The sequence below is a fragment of the Kineobactrum salinum genome, assembly GCF_010669285.1.
GTDB lineage: Bacteria > Pseudomonadota > Gammaproteobacteria > Pseudomonadales > Halieaceae > Kineobactrum > Kineobactrum salinum.
Window position 1 is genome coordinate 2393334 of the sequence record NZ_CP048711.1, and the last position, 17151, is coordinate 2410484.

At 60.5% G+C, this 17151-nt stretch carries 20 protein-coding genes; 7 read left to right on the top strand and 13 right to left on the bottom strand.

Annotation, left to right across the window (positions count from 1 at the left end):
• Positions 1–7 precede the first annotated feature (7 nt).
• From rdgC to selD, 4 genes are read left to right on the top strand one after another with little or no spacing between them, the layout of a single operon-like run.
• A complete protein-coding gene (gene rdgC / locus G3T16_RS10385) occupies positions 8–913 on the top strand; it encodes a recombination-associated protein RdgC (protein ID WP_163495169.1) in 906 nt (301 codons plus the stop codon).
• Positions 914–955: 42 nt separating this feature from the next.
• Positions 956–2053 (top strand): tRNA 2-selenouridine(34) synthase MnmH, encoded by a 1098-nt coding sequence (gene mnmH, locus G3T16_RS10390; RefSeq protein WP_163495171.1) that lies wholly within the window; start codon positions 956–958, stop codon positions 2051–2053.
• A complete protein-coding gene (locus G3T16_RS22460) occupies positions 2050–2607 on the top strand; it encodes an FAD-dependent oxidoreductase (RefSeq protein ID WP_163495173.1) in 558 nt (185 codons plus the stop codon). Before mnmH ends, G3T16_RS22460 begins: the two co-directional genes overlap by 4 nt.
• Positions 2598–4256, top strand: coding sequence for a selenide, water dikinase SelD (gene selD / locus G3T16_RS22465; protein WP_163495174.1), 1659 nt, complete (start codon positions 2598–2600; stop codon positions 4254–4256). The genes G3T16_RS22460 and selD overlap by 10 nt, the downstream gene beginning before the upstream one ends.
• A gap of 28 nt (positions 4257–4284) precedes the next feature.
• Here selD and G3T16_RS10405 read toward each other — a convergent pair whose 3' ends face one another.
• From G3T16_RS10405 to G3T16_RS10425, 5 genes are all read right to left on the bottom strand, one after another.
• Positions 4285–5085, bottom strand: coding sequence for a LytR/AlgR family response regulator transcription factor (locus G3T16_RS10405; RefSeq protein WP_163497051.1), 801 nt, complete (start codon positions 5083–5085; stop codon positions 4285–4287).
• Positions 5086–5089: 4 nt separating this feature from the next.
• The gene (locus tag G3T16_RS10410; protein WP_163495176.1) at positions 5090–6187 is read right to left on the bottom strand and encodes a sensor histidine kinase; all 1098 of its coding nucleotides are present in this window, start codon (positions 6185–6187) and stop codon (positions 5090–5092) included.
• Positions 6188–6299: 112 nt separating this feature from the next.
• Positions 6300–6782 carry a GNAT family N-acetyltransferase gene (locus G3T16_RS10415; protein WP_163495178.1) on the bottom strand — a complete coding sequence of 161 codons (483 nt, stop codon included), beginning with the start codon at positions 6780–6782 and terminating at the stop codon, positions 6300–6302.
• Between the two features lie 8 nt (positions 6783–6790).
• Complete coding sequence (locus G3T16_RS10420) at positions 6791–7063, bottom strand: TMEM165/GDT1 family protein (protein ID WP_163495179.1); 273 nt, start codon at positions 7061–7063, stop codon at positions 6791–6793.
• Positions 7054–7236: a hypothetical protein gene (locus G3T16_RS10425; protein ID WP_163495180.1), complete on the bottom strand. Its 183-nt coding sequence runs from the start codon at positions 7234–7236 to the stop codon at positions 7054–7056. The genes G3T16_RS10420 and G3T16_RS10425 overlap by 10 nt, the downstream gene beginning before the upstream one ends.
• Positions 7237–7440: 204 nt before the next feature.
• Here G3T16_RS10425 and G3T16_RS10430 point away from each other — a divergent pair, with 204 nt between their 5' ends.
• The 3 genes from G3T16_RS10430 to G3T16_RS10440 all read left to right on the top strand — a co-directional run bounded on the left by G3T16_RS10430 (position 7441) and on the right by G3T16_RS10440 (position 9270).
• Positions 7441–8013 carry a cytochrome b gene (locus tag G3T16_RS10430; RefSeq protein ID WP_163495182.1) on the top strand — a complete coding sequence of 191 codons (573 nt, stop codon included), beginning with the start codon at positions 7441–7443 and terminating at the stop codon, positions 8011–8013.
• Positions 8014–8616, top strand: coding sequence for a YceI family protein (locus tag G3T16_RS10435; RefSeq protein WP_163495183.1), 603 nt, complete (start codon positions 8014–8016; stop codon positions 8614–8616).
• A gap of 126 nt (positions 8617–8742) precedes the next feature.
• Positions 8743–9270 (top strand): DUF4124 domain-containing protein, encoded by a 528-nt coding sequence (locus tag G3T16_RS10440; protein ID WP_163495184.1) that lies wholly within the window; start codon positions 8743–8745, stop codon positions 9268–9270.
• Between the two features lie 51 nt (positions 9271–9321).
• Here G3T16_RS10440 and G3T16_RS10445 read toward each other — a convergent pair whose 3' ends face one another.
• The 8 genes from G3T16_RS10445 to G3T16_RS10475 form a co-directional block, all read right to left on the bottom strand.
• The gene (locus tag G3T16_RS10445; RefSeq protein ID WP_232059035.1) at positions 9322–9984 is read right to left on the bottom strand and encodes a hypothetical protein; all 663 of its coding nucleotides are present in this window, start codon (positions 9982–9984) and stop codon (positions 9322–9324) included.
• Positions 9981–11018, bottom strand: a complete 1038-nt coding sequence (locus G3T16_RS10450) for a potassium channel family protein (RefSeq protein ID WP_163495186.1) — start codon at positions 11016–11018, stop codon at positions 9981–9983. The genes G3T16_RS10445 and G3T16_RS10450 overlap by 4 nt, the downstream gene beginning before the upstream one ends.
• A gap of 13 nt (positions 11019–11031) precedes the next feature.
• Positions 11032–11127 (bottom strand): hypothetical protein, encoded by a 96-nt coding sequence (locus tag G3T16_RS22820; RefSeq protein WP_332102892.1) that lies wholly within the window; start codon positions 11125–11127, stop codon positions 11032–11034.
• A gap of 11 nt (positions 11128–11138) precedes the next feature.
• Entirely contained in the window at positions 11139–11414 is a 276-nt protein-coding gene (locus G3T16_RS10455; protein ID WP_197911636.1) for a DUF6394 family protein, read from the bottom strand.
• Between the two features lie 170 nt (positions 11415–11584).
• Positions 11585–13015, bottom strand: coding sequence for a M20/M25/M40 family metallo-hydrolase (locus G3T16_RS10460; protein WP_197911637.1), 1431 nt, complete (start codon positions 13013–13015; stop codon positions 11585–11587).
• A gap of 451 nt (positions 13016–13466) precedes the next feature.
• Complete coding sequence (locus G3T16_RS23085) at positions 13467–13784, bottom strand: 2Fe-2S iron-sulfur cluster-binding protein (RefSeq protein WP_163495189.1); 318 nt, start codon at positions 13782–13784, stop codon at positions 13467–13469.
• A 171-nt stretch (positions 13785–13955) separates the two neighbouring features.
• The gene (locus G3T16_RS10470) at positions 13956–15317 is read right to left on the bottom strand and encodes an MFS transporter (protein WP_163495191.1); all 1362 of its coding nucleotides are present in this window, start codon (positions 15315–15317) and stop codon (positions 13956–13958) included.
• 256 nt (positions 15318–15573) lie between these two features.
• Positions 15574–17058: a TonB-dependent receptor gene (locus G3T16_RS10475; protein ID WP_163495193.1), complete on the bottom strand. Its 1485-nt coding sequence runs from the start codon at positions 17056–17058 to the stop codon at positions 15574–15576.
• Positions 17059–17151: the final 93 nt, after the last annotated feature.

The window sequence follows — 17151 nt, forward strand, 5'->3', positions numbered from 1 at the left end:
ATCGTTTATGTGGTTCAAGAATGTCCGGGCCTATCGCCTGACCAGTCCGTTCGACCTGTCACCGGAGCAGTTGGGGGAGCAGCTCGCCCAGCGCCTCTATACCCCCTGCACCGCGACGCAGCCGCTTTCCATGGGCTGGGTGCCGGCCCTTGGCGAGCCCACCACCGAGCTGGTGCATCCGGTCAATGGCCGCTTCCTGCTGCGGCTGCGGCGGGAGGAGAAACTGCTGCCCTCCACCGTGGTGCGGGAGCAGTTGCAGGAAAAAGTCGAGGCGATCGAGGAGCAGCAGGGCCGCAAGGTCTATCGCAAGGAGCGCCTTACACTGCAGGACGAGATCGTGCTGAACTGTCTGCCGCGGGCCTTCAGCCGCTCATCCTATGTCTACGCCTACATCGACACCCGCGCCAACTGGATCTTCGTCGACGCCTCCAGCGCCAACCGGGCAGAGGAATTCCTGAACCTGCTGCGCGAATGCATCGGCAGTTTCCCGGTGGTGCTGCCCCAGGTCAACAATGCCCCCACCGCGACGATGACGGGGTGGCTGGCCCACCAGAGTCTGCCTGCGGACTTTGCCCTGGGGGAGGAGTGCGAGCTGCGCGAACCCGGCGATGAGGGTGGTGTAGTGCGCTGCCGCGGCGTTGATTTGTTGGGAGAAGAGGTGGAGGCTCACCTCAATGCCGGCAAGGAGGTAGCGCGCCTGTCGCTGTCCTGGGAGGAGCGCCTGTCGCTGGTGCTGGCGGAAGACCTGTGCCTGCGCCGGCTGAAATTTTCGGATGAACTGATGAAGGAGAACGCCGACCTGCCCGAAGCCGACCAGGCGGCCCGCCTGGACGCAGATTTTGCGCTGATGTCCGATGCGGTGACCAAGCTCCAGCAACGGGTCATGGAACTGTTTGGCGGCGAGGCGGAGTAGCTGCACCGTGCAATTTCCCCGGACCAGGCGCCAGCGCCAGCCGTGAGCCCGCGAGCAGACACTGCCGATTATCGCCAGCTGTTCCTGGACGACGTCCCGTTCCTGGATTTGCGCTCCCCCGGCGAGTTTGTCCACGGCGCCTTCCCCACCGCTCAAAATCTGCCGCTGATGAGCGACCAGGAGCGGGCTGCGGTGGGCACCTGCTACAAGCGCCAGGGACAGGCGGCAGCGATAGCCCTGGGGCACCGGCTGGTGTCGGGGGCCGAACGCGAGCGCCGGGTTGCCGCCTGGTGCGAGTTTGCCCGCGGCCATCCCGGCGGCTACCTGTATTGCTGGCGCGGTGGCCTGCGCTCGCAGACGGTGCAGCAGTGGCTGGCAGACGAAGGTATCGCCTATCCGCGGGTGAGCGGTGGCTACAAGGCGCTGCGGCGCTTTCTGATCGACGAGCTGGAGCATTCTCTGAAGCGGGCGCGGCTGGTTTTGATCAGTGGCCGCACCGGTACCGGCAAGACCCGGGTCGTCACGGCGCTGGAGCGCGCCTTGGACCTTGAAGGTCTGGCGCGTCACCGCGGTTCCAGCTTTGGCCACCTGCCCGAGGGCCAGCCCAGCCAGGTGGATTTCGAAAACAGCCTCAGCATAGCGCTGTTGCAGCTGCTGGCGCGGGGTGACGGCGATACCGTTTATCTGGAGGATGAGGGCCGGCTGATCGGGCGCGTGGCGCTGCCGGAAAAGCTCGTTAAGCAAATGCAGAGCGCGCCGATGGCGGTGGTAGAGGAGAGCCTGGAGCAGCGGGTGGAGATCATTCTGCAGGACTATGTGGTGGACCTGGCGCGGCGCTACGGCGAGAGCCACGGTGCCGCGGCCGGTGCGGAGCTGCATCGGGAGCGGTTGCTGGAAGGCCTGGACCGCATCCGCAAGCGCTTGGGCGGCGAGCGCCATCAGCGGATTCGCGGGCTCATGCAGCAGGCATTCACAGTACAGTCGGCCACTGGAGACACCGCGGCCCACCGGGCCTGGATCGCCGTGTTGCTGGAAAGCTATTACGACCCGATGTACAACTATCAATTGTCGCGCCGCAGTGGCGAACTGCTGTTTCGCGGTGACCGGGCCGCCGTTGTCGCCTGGGCCGGCGCGCAATGATGACGCCGGTCCGCCTGTGCCGCGACCTGGTGCTGGTGGGGGGCGGTCACGCCCACGCGCTGGCGCTGCGCATGCTGGCGATGAAGCCGATCGCGGGCCTGCAGATCACCCTGGTGTCACCGGCCAGCCACACGCCCTATTCCGGGATGCTGCCAGGCCTGGTCGCGGGCCACTACCGGTTCGAAGAGACCCATATTGATCTGGCGCGTCTGTGCCAGTGGGCGGGCGCGCGTTTCATCGTCGCGGCGGTTGACGGGCTTGATCCCGCGGCGCGGCAGCTGAGCCTGCCCGGGCGCCTGCCGCTGGGCTACGACGTCCTGAGCCTGGATATCGGCTCCGAGCCGGAGCTGGCCAGTGTACCCGGAGCGCGAGAACACGCGACGCCGGTCAAGCCGGTGGCCGGGCTGTGGCAACGCTGGCAGGCGCTGGAGCAGCAGCTGGAGGACCGGACTGCTGGCGCGCCGACGCAGATAGCGCTGGTGGGAGGCGGCGCCGGCAGTGTGGAGCTCGCCCTGGCCATGGCCAGACGCCTGCGAGGGGGCCGGTGGCCCTGACGCTCTACTGCGGTGCCCCTGACATCCTGCAGGGCTACAATGCCCGCGCCCGTGCGGCGGTCAAGCAGGCGCTGGCACGGGCCGGCATTGCACTGCATTGCGGCAGCCGGGTACAGCAGGTGGATGCCGGCACCCTCTACCTGACAGACGGCCGCAGCGCCCACTTTGACAATCTGTTCTGGTGCACCGGCGCTGTCGCTGCGCACTGGCTGGCGGACAGCGGCCTGCGCACGGATGCTGATGGCTTCGTCAGTGTTCGCGATACCCTGCAGAGCCTGGACGATGAAATGATTTTTGCCGCCGGCGATATAGCCACCCAACGGGACCACCCCCGCCCCAAGGCGGGCGTGTATGCCGTGCGGCAAGCACCGGTGCTTGCCCACAATCTGCGCAATGTCCTGCTGGGCAGGCCGCTGCGCGAGCACCGGCCGCAGCGTCGTTTCCTTTCGTTGCTGTCACTGGGCGGACGCCGCGCCACCGCCGACCGCGGCCCCTTCAGTGCCACCGGGGCCTGGGTGTGGCGCTGGAAGGACCGGATCGACCGCGCCTTCATGGCGCGCTTCGAGGAACTGCCGCCGCGGATGCCTGCCCGCTTCCCCGAGCTGCTGCCGGAACTGCTGGCGGATCATGCCCGCGTCCCCTGCGGGGGTTGCGGCGCCAAGGTCGGGGGTGACAGCCTGCGAATGGCATTGGCCCGGCTGCGCCAGCGCTACCCGCGGCTGTGTCCGGACCCGGCTGCGGCCGACGATGCCGCAGTACTGCCGGTGCCCGCTGGCGGCATCCAGTTGCAGAGCATCGATATTCTGCGCGAGCTGGTCAGCGACCCCTGGGTCATGGGCCGCATTGCCGCCAACCATGCCCTGTCCGATCTGTATGCCAGCGGTGCCAGGCCGCTGGCGGCTCTGGCGGCGGTGACGCTGCCCTTTGCGGCGCCCGGGCTCCAGCAGCGAGAGCTGGAACAGCTGCTGGGCGGCGCGCTGGCGGAATTTGAACCGCTGGATTGCCAATTGCTGGGGGGACACAGTCTGCAGGGGCCGGAGCTGGCGCTGGGCTTTGCGGTTCAGGGCGAGCCGCTGGACAGCGGGGGACGACTGCTGCACAAGCGCGCGCTGGTGGAGGGTGATTGCCTGCTGCTTACCAAGCCACTGGGCACCGGCACATTGTTTGCCCGCCATATGCAGCAAGGGGCCGATGGTCGCGATATCGACGCCGCCATCGCAATGATGTTGCAGAGCAACTACCAGGCCGCCCGGTTGGCGCTGGTCCACGGTGCCAGCGCCGCCACCGACGTCACCGGATTCGGTCTGCTGGGCCACCTGCGTGAAATGCTGGCGCCGCAGCAGGGTGCCAGCCTCAGTCTGGCGGCTCTGCCGGTCCTGCCCGGTGCTCTTGCCAGCCTTGCAGCGGGCATCTACAGTACCATGCACGAGGCCAATGCCGGCCTCGGTAACTGTCCTCCGGGGCCGCCGGATCCACGCCGGGAGCTGCTGTTCGATCCCCAGACCAGCGGTGGGCTGCTGCTGGGAGTGGCGGCAGCGCGGGCCGAGCTGTTGTGCCGGGAGCTGCGGGAGGCCGGTTACAGTGCGGCCGCGGTGATCGGTGAAATCGGGGCCCGCGGCCCGGCGGAGGAATCGTTCCGGCTGACTTGAAGGCTGCGCCTGTGCGCCGGGGCACGGCTCAGTTTTCCAGCAGGTTTTTGATCCGCTCCCGGTAGCCGCGGCTGACCTTTATTCGGGAGCCGCCTTCGAGATTCAGCAGGTACTCGCCATTGTTCAGGGTCTGGGCGCCGGTAATACCGGCGGCATTGACGATGGTACTGCGGTGTACCCGGAGGAAGCGGCCGGGGTCCAGCATCGCCTCCAGCTGTTTCATCGTGGTGCGCATGATATGGGTCTTGCTGGGGGTATGGATGCACATGTAGTCCCCGGCGGCATCTATCCAGCCGATATCCGCCACCCGGATGAAGTGGATATCATTGCCGTCCTTGATGGTCAGTTTCTCCGGCCAGGGCGGCTTGCCGTCGCCGGCCTCGGCCATCTGCGCAACGGAGCGGGCACTGGCGCCGGTCATGCCCATTACCAGTTCCACCAGCCGTTCCCTGGCGCGCACCGACTCGTGCTGGTCACGCTGCCTGGCGGCGCGCGTGACCGCCTCCTGCAGTCGCTGCTCGTCCACTGGCTTGAGTATGTAATCCACGGCATGCACCTTGAATGCGTCCACCGCGTACTCGTCGTAGGCAGTGACAAACACGATCATCGGCATGGTATCGGTCTGCAACCGCGATATGACATCGAAACCATTCATGCCCGGCATCTGGATGTCCAGAAACACCAGGTCGGGCTCGTGCTCGGCTATCGCCTCCAGGGCCTCCGGGCCATTGCTGCATTCGGCTACCAGCCGCACGCCGGGCAGCGCCTGCAGACGCAGGGAAAGGCCGCGCCGGGCCAGGCCTTCGTCGTCGACAATGATCGCTGCCAGGGGGTCATTGGCTGGGGCTCTCCTCCCGTTCCAGGGGCAGGCGTATGGTGGTGGTCAAGCCGTGCGGCTCAGTGGCCGTGAGCCGGAACGACTGCCGGTTCCCGTACAGCTCGCGCAGGCGCTCACGGATGTTCATCAGTCCCACGCCGCCGCCCTTGGGACTGCGACCGTTGCGCAGATCCAGTCCCGGGCCGTCGTCGGCCACCGTCAGTACCAGCTCTTCGGCCTCAACGGCGGCGCTGATGGCAATGCTACCGCCGTGCAGGGCGTTGGCAATAGCATATTTGATCGAGTTTTCCACCAACGGCTGCAGCAGCAGCGAGGGCAGCAGCAGTTTTTTTGCCTGCTCCTCGATGTTGAAATGCAACTGCAAGCGCTCTTCAAACCGTACTTTCTCGATGTCCAGGTAGAGTTTCAGGGCGTCGACCTCCTCCTCCACAGTCACCTTCTGCATCGGATCGCTGTCCAGGGAATGGCGCAGGAAACGGCTCAGACGCGATACCATGGTATTGGCCAATGAGGTGTTGTGATCCAGGATCAGCGTGGAAATCGCGTTCAGGGTATTGAACAGGAAGTGCGGGTTGAGCTGGTAGCGCAGCATCTTCAGTTGGGCCTCATGGGCCATGGACAACGCTTTCAGCGAACGTTGTTTCTCCTCCTGCATCAGCAGGTAGTACTTGATGCCGAAGTACAGTGCGCTCCATACCAGCAGTACCCAGAATGCCGAGATAGTGCCCTCGAAGTAGGAGTACCACGGCAGGTCGATTTTGCTGGAAGCCTTGCGGACTTCAGGGAACATGTTGCCGAATATGCTTGACCGGCACGCCATCCAGACCAGTGCAGCGAGGTAGGAGCCGGCCAGGATCGCGCTGATTTGGCGCAGCAGGCCCAGATTCCAGGTGTGTCGGTACAGGGCCCTCAGTCCCAGCGTCAGGATCATGCCGATCAGGCTGACCAACGGCAGGTACCACCCATAGTTGGGCGGCGCCTGGCCCCATACCACGACTCCAAGATAATAGGACATACCCCAGCCGCTCCAGCCCGCCAGCTGCAGTATCCAGAAGAGGTAGCGCTTGTCCTGTAGCAAGTCCTGTATTTGCATCGGCCCAGTATACGGTGAAACGGGGCCAGGCCGGCACGGTTCATCGCGCCGGGAACGCCACTCGTCGTAACCGCATCCCCGGGACGGGCATCGCAGGGCAGGGCGCCGCAGTTCAGTCGGCGGCGAAATCCCGCAGTGCAGCACCACTCAGGCGGTAGCCGGTCCACTCCTTTTGGGGCTGCGCACCGAAAGACTCGTAGAAGCTGATGGCGGGCTGGTTCCAGTCCAGCACATTCCATTCGAAGCGGCCGCAGCCCTCCGCCACTGCCTGGCGGGCCAGATGCTTCAGCAGCGCCTTGCCCAGGCCGCTGCCGCGGGAGGAGGGGTCGACGTAGAGGTCTTCCAGATACAGGCCCATGCGTCCCAGCCAGGTGGAGAAATTGTAGAAATACACGGCAAAGCCGGCCGGCTTTCCATCGACTTCGCCGATCAGTGCGTACACGCGGGGCCGGGCACCAAACAGTACGGCCTGCAATTGCTGTTCAGTCGCGGTGACTTCCTCCAGTGCCTTTTCGTACCGTGCCAGGTCGCGCACAAAGCGCAGGATGAGGGGGCAGTCGTCGGGCCGGGCCGGGCGGATCGTCAGTGCAGGCATGGGGTACCTCAGGCGTTGTACAGCGTCCAGGCGCCGATCAGGATAAACCCTGTGCCGGCCACCAGAGAAAGCAGTTTTTCACTGATATAGGCCGAGAGCAGGCTGCCGGCCAGTACGCCGATGGCGGAGGCCACGATCAGGGCCGCGGAGGCGGCCACGAACACCGTCCACTTGCTGACCTCTTTGTCGGCCGCAAACAGCATTGTGGCCAGCTGAGTCTTGTCGCCCAGCTCGGCAACGAAAACGGCGGCGAATATGGTGAAGAAGATTTTCAGTTCCACAGTAGGTCCTCGGGGCCGGCAAAACGGGATTGGATCAATAGCACTGTCAGCCAGTGCAGGAATTCATAGTGCAGGAGGACCGCCAGCGTAACAACCAGCGCATTGGTGGCAAACACCAGCATGGACAAGTTTTCCAGTCGTCGGTTCGCGGCAATACTAACGTGAACCGGCATATACTGCACGTGCCGCCAGTGCGGCAGCCTTTGGCTGAACTGTTGCCGGAGCTCATGGTCAGACTTGACCGGGTAGTAACAGTCGCTATGCTGTGACTGGCAGGCCGGGATCCGGGGGTGCAATGGCTGGGCCCGGTCCGAAACTGCCTGGACTACCGCTGACAGCATGTTCCAAAGATATCGAGCGACGACGAGACTGTAACCATGTTGAAGGACCGACCCTGGGGCTACGGCCTCGTAAGCATAGTGCTGCACTGGACATCCGCCATCGCCATCCTGTTCCTGTTTGGCCTGGGTATCTACATGGTCGATCTGGGCTACTATGATCCCTGGTACAATCAGGCTCCGCGCCTGCATATCAGTATTGGCCTGTGCCTGCTGCTGCTCATGTGCCTGCGGCTGGTCTGGCGCGTGACCAGCCGCAACCCTGAACCACTGTCCAGCTACAGCACTGCCGTGCGGAGATCTGCAGCGGCGGCCAAACTGTTGTTGTACCTGGGCGTTTTTGCCGTGCTGGTGACCGGCTACCTGATCACCAGTGCCAAGGGCCAGGGGCCCAGCCTGTTTGGCTGGGCCGAATTCCCCGTCCTGTTGCAGCTGTCGGGCGACGGGGTTGATCGCGCCGGCAGATTGCACGAATGGCTCTCCTGGGCGGTGGTGATTATTGCCGCTGGCCATGGAGCCGCGGCGCTGCTGCACCAGTTTGTCATCCGCGACGGCACGCTGTCGCGGATGCTGAAGCCGGCTACCAATCCATCCACCAAGAGGAACAAATGAATGCACAACTTCAATCAGGTTTTGCGGGCGACAGTGCTCGGGGCAGCGCTGCTGGGGCCGGGACTGGGCAGCCAGGCAGCACTGGCGGCCGACTATGTGATAGACCGGGAGGGCGCCCACGCTTCGATCAATTTCAAGATCCAGCATCTGGGTTACAGCTGGCTGACGGGCCGCTTCAACGATTTCAACGGCACCTTCAGCTATGATCCCGACGACGTGGCTGCCAGCGAAGTGGCAGTCGAGATCGTCACCGGCAGTGTGGACAGCAACCATGCCGAACGCGACAAGCATCTGCGTGGTGAGGATTTCCTCAATGTAGCCAAATACCCGCAAGCCCGTTTTGTCAGCACGGAGATCCGGGATATCGAGGATGACGGCAGTGCCTTCGACGTCGTGGGTGAATTTACGCTCAATGGCGTTACCCGGCCGGTAACCATGGAAGTGGAAAAGGTTGGCGCCGGCGAGGACCCGTGGGGCGGCTACCGGGTCGGTTTTGCAGGCAAAGCCGAGTTGCCGCTGAAAGAATTCGGGATCGACTTTGACCTGGGGCCCGCCGCCCAGGTAGTGGAGCTGGAGCTGCATGTCGAGGGCGTGCGGCAGTAGCGCCCTGCAGGCTGCTGCCGGCAGGGTCGTGCCGGACTCACAGGGCCGCCCAGCAGGGCGGCGTTGACACGGGAACGCGGGTAACGATCGTACGGCGGGCCAGCCGGGGAACCAGAACTGCTGCTGGTGATCTATACTGAAATGATGACGATGCGCGGTTCAATATTGTTGTGTTCCCTGCTGGCGCTGTGGCAGCTGCCGGTGGCGGCAACCACGGTTTACAAATCCGTGGATGAACGGGGTGTAGTGCGCTTCTCCGACATGCCGCCTGCGGACCAGGCGCCGGTTGAAACGCTGGAGATCCCTGTTTCTGTGACGGCTGCCAGCCCGGACGAATCGCTGCGGCAGTTGCAACGGATGCGGGAAACCACGGACCGGATGGCGAGTGCCCGACAGGAACGGGAGCAGCAACGCGAACTGCGGCGCAGGCGTCAGCAGGAAGCAGCGCCCGCCTCCACAGACAGCGGAGAGAACGGCAAAGCAGACAAAGTTGAACTGGTTCGCTATCAGTATATCTATGTGCCCGTGGCGCGGCGGCCCTGGCGGCCGCATCCTCCCCACCGGCCACCCCATGCCGGCCCACCGTGGAAGTCGCCGCACTTTGTGCGCGACCCCAACTCCCAGTTGATGCGCCCTATCGTTTCATCGCGCTGAAGTGTCTGTTTTGCGCGCGCGGTTCGGGGCGCCCGCGGGCCGTGGGCACAGTCATCCTGCGCGACGCTCAAGCCACTGCCACAGCCAGCCTTGCTGTTTGTCGATACCGGTGAGCACATATGCCAGCTGTCTGTCGTTCTCCAGCATGGCGCTTACCGTTGCCGCAGCGCTGTCGCGGCCGGCCAGCAACAGTTGGTCGCCCAGTGCCAGGGGCATGGAATCCTCCGGCCACAGGACATCCTGCTGCTGACGCCGGATATAGATCACCTCCAGGGGTAACCGGCGCTCGCGGTTGCGAGGGTCGGTCAGCAACTGGCGGATGGTGACGGTTTCGCCGCTGGCCAGGGCCCGGGCCAGCGCCGGAGTGCGGCGGACGCTGATGCGCCCCGCAGTCAGCTCAGGTGGCTGTTCATGCTGGTGCCGCAGCAGCCGTGCCAGCAAGCGGCGGGCCAGGTCATTGTCCTGGTGCAGCAGGCTCTGAAAAAAGGGTTCTGTCATGCCCGAGGCAATCCGGCTCAGAATCGTACCCGCCACCACCACGCTGGGCTGACCGATAAAGTCAGGCTTTGCGGCCCGGAACAGGGAGTGGCTGGAGAGACCATTTTCCAAGACCACATGGAACAGCCCCGGGTTCAATGCCCGCGCGGTAATCAGGATGGAGAGGTTGTCAGCGTCGTCTGGCGTGGCAGCAACGATGCCAGCTGCCGACGTCACCCCTGCCGCTTCGAGCTGGTCCGCCTGGGTACCGCGGCCGGCGACAGTATCTGGGGGCAGCCCCGCTGTCCGGGCTCGGGATCAATCACTGCAACCTCCATGCCCTGTTCCAGCAGCAACTGATAGACCGCTCGTCCGACCCGGTCAAAACCGCAGACAATCCAGCGTCCGCGGGGAATGGCAACGGGCTTCACCAGCCGGGATGCCGGCCCGGAATTGAGCCAATGATACAGCCGGAACAGGTCCGGTTTTTCGATGGCCAGTCCCAACCGGCGCACGTACTCATCAACCGGATTGACCACATGGTCCGTGTCAAAGGAAAGCATGTTGTCCGCCTCCCCAAAGGTATTGGCGCGGGCGTATACGATGGACTTGCGGTTCAGCAGCTTGGCGCTGATGGCAATCTTCAGGTTGGCCTGGCCGTCGCCGGTCACCGCGATCACGCCTGCGCACCAGCGGTTGCTCAGGCCCGCCTCGCGGAGGTTGTCCGGCAGGCTCGCGTTCATGCAAAATGCGGTCACCGGGGCGCGGAAGTCCTCCACCTCGTGGGCTTCAATCTTGTGTTCGGCGGTATCAATTACCACCACCGGGTGGCCGCGGTCTGTCAGTTCCCGGGTCAGCATGCGGCCGGTGTCGCCATAGCCGCAAACCAGATAGAAGGGCTGGTCCAGCCCCCGCACCCGCCGCGACAGGCGGGTCCGGCGCATGGCCCGGGTATAGACCGGGTCCTGCAGCAAGGCGACGATCGAGCCTACCGAGAACAGCCAGGCTATCACCGTCAGGTAGATACTGATGATGGTCCACAGCCGCTGAGCTGGCGAGAAGTCGTAGGGCACCTCACCGAAGCCGATGGTGCTGCCGGTGTAGCTGACCACGTAGAAGGCCTCGAACAGGCTCATGCGCCAGGGATTACCCTGGTCATCGGTGCCCGGAATCAAGGTAAAGCCGAAAGTGGCGATCGCGTAGGCGCACACCAGCACGATCAGTGGCGCCCGCATGCGCCGGAAGAACAGGAAAAAGAAGGAGTTGTTCACGGCCCGGCCCGGCTCAGCGGCTGAGCCCGGATGTCTCCAGTGTCAGCAGCACCAGTGACACCAGGTTGGCCAGCAGGGCGCCACCGGACAGGGAGACAATTGATGCCATCACTCCGGGCGTCAGGCCCCCTCGGTCATGTGTGCGCCCACCGCCCAGATCAGCGCGGCGGCAATCAGCTGCAGATCAACCACCAGACTGGAGGCCAGCAACACAGCGCCCATCTGCGAGCGTTCGCCGAACTTCAGGATCGTGGCGATCAGGCCCACCACCAGCGCCGCGAACAATTCATAGACATTGTGGTGATCGGGATTGTCGATATCGCCGATGAAGAAACCGAAATTCAGCGTTACTGCCAGCAGCACGAAGAAGGCGAAGATCACCTTGCTCATATTCATAGACCAGACTCCCTGGACAAGACCCAGCGGCCATTATGCGCAACTGGCGCCAGGTTACCAGCCCGTATCCCACTGACCGAAATTCGGGGAATGTCTGGAATGGTCTGGTAAGCGGGCCCGGGTTTGCTGGACTCCGTGGAACGGCCGGCTACAGCATTGTCAGCCTGCAGTCATTCTGCACGGGACAAGGCATAGAGCATGTCTACATAGGCCTTCTCAATATCCGCCAGGCCTGCCGGGCCCGCGCCTTCCGCGGGTTCGATCAGCATGATCTCGTTGGGCGCGTGAGCGCCGGTACCGAAGCCGAAGCCGGTCGGCACCATCGGCAATCCCAGACGCTCGGTAAACTGGTAAAATGGCGCGCTGCCGGCCAGTCGGGGGTTGACGGTCGGGGTCACACCGTACTTGTTGAACACACCGATCACGGCCTGTACCAGCGGAGTGTGGACCGAGGTCTGCGATGCGGGGTAGGACGACAACTTGCGCAGGACAATGTCTTCATAACCGTTGGCGTCCAGGTGAGCGCGAATCCTGTCGAAGGCCTCGTCGGGATCTATCCCGACCGGCAGCCGGGAATCCAGTTTGGCGGTCGCCATGTGCGGCAGGATGGTTTTTACGCCCTCCCCGGTATAACCGCCGTAAATGCCGTCGATATTCAGCGTCGGCATGTAGATCAGGTTGCGCAGGACTTCCTCGCCACTCATGTCATCGATCCAGCGATCGACCTGGAAGATTTCTTTCAGCCTCGCGTCATCGTGATTTTCCAGCAGGCCGGCGATCAGGGCGCCTTCCTCTTCCGTCGGCGGCCGGACGCCGCCGTAGTATTCCGGCACCAGAATGGTATTGCCATCTTCCGATACCAGCGTCGACAGCGCCTGTACCAGGCGCCACACCGGCGAGTCGACGATGGCTTTGTAGGAGCCGTGGATCTCGGCCTCGACCGGGCCGCCCCAGGTGCCACCCTGCGCTTCCGCCTCGAAATACAGAATGCCCTTCACGCCCAGGTTCAGGCTGGCGGCGCCGTCTGCAGTCTGCGAGTTGAAGGGGAACAGTACGCCGTCAGCTGATTTCAGTCTGGCTTCGTACTGGTCGATGATCTGGGGGTAGTGCGGTGACCCCAGCTCCTCCTCGCCCTCGGCGGTGATCATCAGGTTTACCGGCAGGGTGCCGTCCACTGCGATGATCGACTCAATGGCATTGAGCAGGGCACGCTGCGGCCCCTTCTGGTTGGTCGCACCGCGTGCCATCACGACCTGACCCAACTCGTGATCAACCAGCTTCGCTTCAAAAGGCGGGCTGCGCCAGTCGGCCTCGTCCACTGGTTGCACGTCGTACATCATATACAGCATCAGGGTGCGCTCGGCCCCGGCGTCATAATAGCCCCAGACGCCCGGATGACCGTCAGTCTCGACGATGGCAGTTTCCTGGAAGCCCATCCCCTCCAGATCACTGCGTACCATTTCCGCCATTTCCTGGATGCCGATGTTCTGCGCACTGATCGAAGGTTGTCGCAGCCAGCGCTGGATGTTGGTCAGGTGTTGGTCCAGGCTGGCGTCGATATGGGCGTAGACGGCCTGGTGGTCACCCTCATAGGCCGCCACCGATGCGGCGTCGAAGGCCTCTGCGGGCGGCAGCGTAAAGTCGGGCCGAACAGTTGTTGCAGGTGGTGTTGCGGACTCGGCTGGTGCCTCGCTGTCGGCTGGGGGGCCGTTGGCTCGGCACAGGCTACCAGCGCTGCCAAACCCGTACCAAGCAAGATAGCGGTGACTGTGGTTGCAACCTGCTTCATGGCAATCTCCTTGAGGGGCGCTGCTGCAAGTGTGGCGGAATTTTCTGGTTGCCGCCAGTGGAGACATCCTGACGCTGCCGGCGGCCTCTCCAGTATCCTGCTATATGACAGGCAGCGTCATTGCCGCGGATGGTGGACATTCGATGGTCGTGCTCCGAGACGATCACTGCCTGGGCACTAACCCGATGCTCGGGGCCCGACATCACCACTTGATGGCCTATAGTACAGAATGCTTGCGTCCGGGAATAATAAAAACGTTCCAGTTAGTCTTCAGGAGCAATAGTAACTCTCATGTCACTTAGTTCCTCGGTAAGCTGCACTTGGCACGAAAGACGAGAGTCCTGTCTTTGATGAGGAGAACATTCAAGCAAGTCTCGCTCATAGTCACAGATTGCAGGTAATCCGGGTAAGAACTGGCTTTGTATGTACACATGGCAGGTTCCGCACGAACAACAGCCACCGCATATGGCTGCCAAATCTCCTTTCCCACTATGCTCGATAGCTTCCATAAGACTGCAGCCGACGTGCCCCTTTACTTCAAACTCTTCCCCAGAGCGGGTAACCAGGTAGAAATTTATCATTAGTCTATTTGCTGTCTTCCATTACGACGAAACGAAATGCGTACTTACGCGATTTCCTGAAAACCGAGAGCTGCCAGTAGCCAAATGGCACCTTCCTCACCCCAATACCAGCGGAGCACCAAACCAAAGTCATGGTGTGAGCCACAACTCCGGCAAAGGAATTGACATCACTTAGGAATCATCATCTACAATTAACTGTCGATACCGCGACAAGCCCGAGGCAAGCATTATTAGGGCCAAGGGCGTGGCGGCTATAGCAACTGTTGACAACGACTTCCCTACGGCAGACGGATCTTGGAAAAAGAAGTCTGTCAATAGCGCGACTGAAGTGGGGCCGAGCCCCATCGCTCCCATCGTCACAAAGAAAAGATAAAGAGCACTTACCTGACCCCGCATTCGATTGGGTGTTACCGCCTGCAGGGCCACGGCGGCCAACCCCAAAGGCATCAACAAAAAGAACACGGATCCTGCCAACAGGATCACTGATAATTCCAGTGCAGGCGTCAAAGTTGCCACTGGCGCGAGCAATGAAACACCGGCTGCCGCTAGAATTGCCACGCGCAGTGGAGCGTCCTTTTTGCCCCGTGAGTACATCCAGTCACTTAGCCACCCTCCGAAAAGAGTGCCACCGATCCCTCCAATCAAGTATATAAGCCCGACCACCCAGCCAGTCTCGCTGGGTGCCAAACCGTGTACACGCACCATGTAAGTAGGAATCCATGCAAGGAATCCGAAGCTTATAAGTGAAAATAAAGTAAATCCCCCAAATATCGCTATGTAGACACGCCGATTCTCCAACAAGTAATCCTTGATCTCGCCCAAAGAAATTGCCCTGTCCGTCAAATGAGAACCAGCTGGTTTCCCAATTCCGGACATGCGTCGTGCCGGCTCCCTGATGGACAGCATCAGGCCGAACGCCAGAAGTCCGGGGAGTGCTGCCAGGACGAACGTTATTTGCCAGGGTTTTAGAACTCCGACCAACCAGATTTGTACATCTCCCAGCCCTTCCGCCCACCCTATCGCCGCCGCCCCGCCCAGCATGGCCATTGAAATCCCAACAGTGGCTCCCATGAAGTAAATGGACATGGCCAATGCCCGCTTCCGAGGCGGAATATAATCAGCGATAATGGAGTACGCCGCGGGCGACAAGGTTGCTTCTCCAACCCCGACCCCAACTCGCGCAGCAAAAAGATGCCAATAGGTTTTGGTAAGTCCACAAACAGCGGTCATGACACTCCAGACTGCAATACCCGCGAGAATTATGGGGACACGGGGCCCCTTATCAACAGCCATCCCTATTGGTATGCCTAAAAAGGAATAGAAAACTGCGAAAGAGAGGCCCTGCAACAGACTGATCTGAGTATCACTAATACCAAGATCTTCCTGGATTAAAGGAACGAGTAGATTCAGTATTTGCCTGTCAACAAATGAAACCAAATAGCAGAAAGACAGAATGATAACCACATACCAGGCATAACCCGATTTTGGCCACGGACTGGCACTTATGTGACGAGCCACATCGCCTTCAGGCATTGAGCTTCTCCAGACCAATAGTAGATGATAGACGCAAGAAAACTTTCTCTTGTAATAACACTGGTGATTCTTGTTCTAACGAAGCGCACATACAAACCTTGCTCAGCACGACCTAAAAATCTGAGCATGTATACACTCTGGTATGCTCAAACAGGGATATCCAATGAGGGCATCCTCTCCCTCATTGGATATAGCCACGAACCAGTATCAACTCGTTAAACTGAACGTATAAGAGTTCAGAATCTATATCTTGCGGTCACGCCATATTGTCGAAGTGCTCCCAACCATGAAGGATTAAAGGTGCCCCGCAGAATACCCGGGAGCAGTACTCCTGGTAATACTTTTCATTAAAGAGATTTTTCGCATATACCGCCAACTCAAGCTTTTCAAACTCCAGCGCCATGCGGCCATTTACCAATGTGACAGACGACTGTTTATGCTCATTATCCACGTGCCAGTAGAGCCCTTGATTTCTGGATACATCAACTCGGCTTACCAGATCGAACTCACCGAAGTTCATCGAGTACTGAGCAGCAACATTGTAAGAAAACTCATACGATAAGGGCGCTCGATTGCCGACATAGGTATCGGAGCCATCATAATCTTTAATTTCGCTGTCTATCCACCCAATTCCACCAGTGAGAACCAGGCCCTCCCCAACATGGACCGTTGCATCCACATCAAGACCCTTGAACTCAGTCTCCTCAATGGTTGTAATGCCCTGCGTAGCCACAACCAACCGTTGCAAAGGCTGGTTCTCATCTCTGGTATAAAATCCTGCCACGTTGAAGATAAAACTGCCATCCATAAAACTGGTCTTCATGCCTATTTCGACGTTCTCAGTACTCTCGGCGTCATACACCAGAGGAAAAAGTGGTGATGGCGCATTGAAACCACCGGATCGAAAACCTTCTGAATACGTTGCGTAGACGAGCGAGTCAGGATTGAGTGAATATGCCAGCGACACTTTGGGCTGCAACGAGTCAAACGACACATCTGTGCGGGTAGCATCTCGAAGCAAGTCAATCTGTTCGATTTTTTGGCGGTCGTACCGCAATCCCAAGGTGAGCTCAAGGTCCTCGGATAGATCGTAGTTCAGCTGGCCATATACTGCGTATGCATCACTGGAATTTTCGGTTTGGGCCACCGTTAACTTCCCAGCAGGTTGAAATGTCTCATCTAGAAATAGAATTGTCGTTGAAATTTCTGGCTTGTAATACAGGTAGTATGCTCCCACCACATATCGCAACTTTTCGTCTGTTGATGATTGCAGACGAAAATCTTCGCTGATACTTTCCGATGCGCGCCCTTGAGTGGCACCGAGAGTTGGATTGGGTATACCCTGTCCCAGCTGCTGCAGCATATCAAGTGAAACTTCCGACCAGGACGTAACAGATGTGAGTGTTCCAAGTGATGTTTCGTAATCTATTTTTATAGAAGCGTCGGTCAACCTATTCTTACTTTTACTGTTGATTCCCGCCTGGACAGGGATGATAATGTTTGGATTGCCATCGGGCACCGGTACGAATGCACCACCAATAGTAGTTTGATGTCTTGACAGTCTTAGATCCAGATTCAGATTTTCGCTTGGTTGATAATCCGCGCGGAGTCGCAGACTATACTCTTCAAGGTGGTCTGACTTCTTCCCTGTTGTGATGTTGTCATGCAGCCCATCAAATTCCCGCCAGCTACCTGCGGCTCTAAAATGAAGTTTGTCTTTGACTATGGGTCCAGACGACACTATTTGGGCAGATTTGTCATTGCCGTTACCGTAGCCAATTTCCGTGATCGCCTTGAGTTCGTCAGTTGGTTTTTCCGTGTTGACTATTAGTGC

Excerpts from the sequence above, each read along its gene's own strand:
- G3T16_RS10425 (WP_163495180.1), bottom strand. The coding sequence starts at position 7,236 with ATGCCGGTTCACGTTAGTATTGCCGCGAACCGACGACTGGAAAACTTG.
- G3T16_RS22460 (WP_163495173.1), top strand. The coding sequence starts at position 2,050 with ATGATGACGCCGGTCCGCCTGTGCCGCGACCTGGTGCTGGTGGGGGGC.
- rdgC (WP_163495169.1), top strand. The coding sequence starts at position 8 with ATGTGGTTCAAGAATGTCCGGGCCTATCGCCTGACCAGTCCGTTCGAC.
- G3T16_RS10470 (WP_163495191.1), bottom strand. The coding sequence starts at position 15,317 with ATGCCTGAAGGCGATGTGGCTCGTCACATAAGTGCCAGTCCGTGGCCA.
- G3T16_RS10430 (WP_163495182.1), top strand. The coding sequence starts at position 7,441 with ATGTTGAAGGACCGACCCTGGGGCTACGGCCTCGTAAGCATAGTGCTG.
- G3T16_RS22820 (WP_332102892.1), bottom strand. The coding sequence starts at position 11,127 with ATGGCATCAATTGTCTCCCTGTCCGGTGGCGCCCTGCTGGCCAACCTG.
- G3T16_RS10435 (WP_163495183.1), top strand. The coding sequence starts at position 8,014 with ATGCACAACTTCAATCAGGTTTTGCGGGCGACAGTGCTCGGGGCAGCG.
- G3T16_RS10415 (WP_163495178.1), bottom strand. The coding sequence starts at position 6,782 with ATGCCTGCACTGACGATCCGCCCGGCCCGGCCCGACGACTGCCCCCTC.
- G3T16_RS10410 (WP_163495176.1), bottom strand. The coding sequence starts at position 6,187 with ATGCAAATACAGGACTTGCTACAGGACAAGCGCTACCTCTTCTGGATA.
- G3T16_RS23085 (WP_163495189.1), bottom strand. The coding sequence starts at position 13,784 with ATGATAAATTTCTACCTGGTTACCCGCTCTGGGGAAGAGTTTGAAGTA.
- G3T16_RS10455 (WP_197911636.1), bottom strand. The coding sequence starts at position 11,414 with ATGAATATGAGCAAGGTGATCTTCGCCTTCTTCGTGCTGCTGGCAGTA.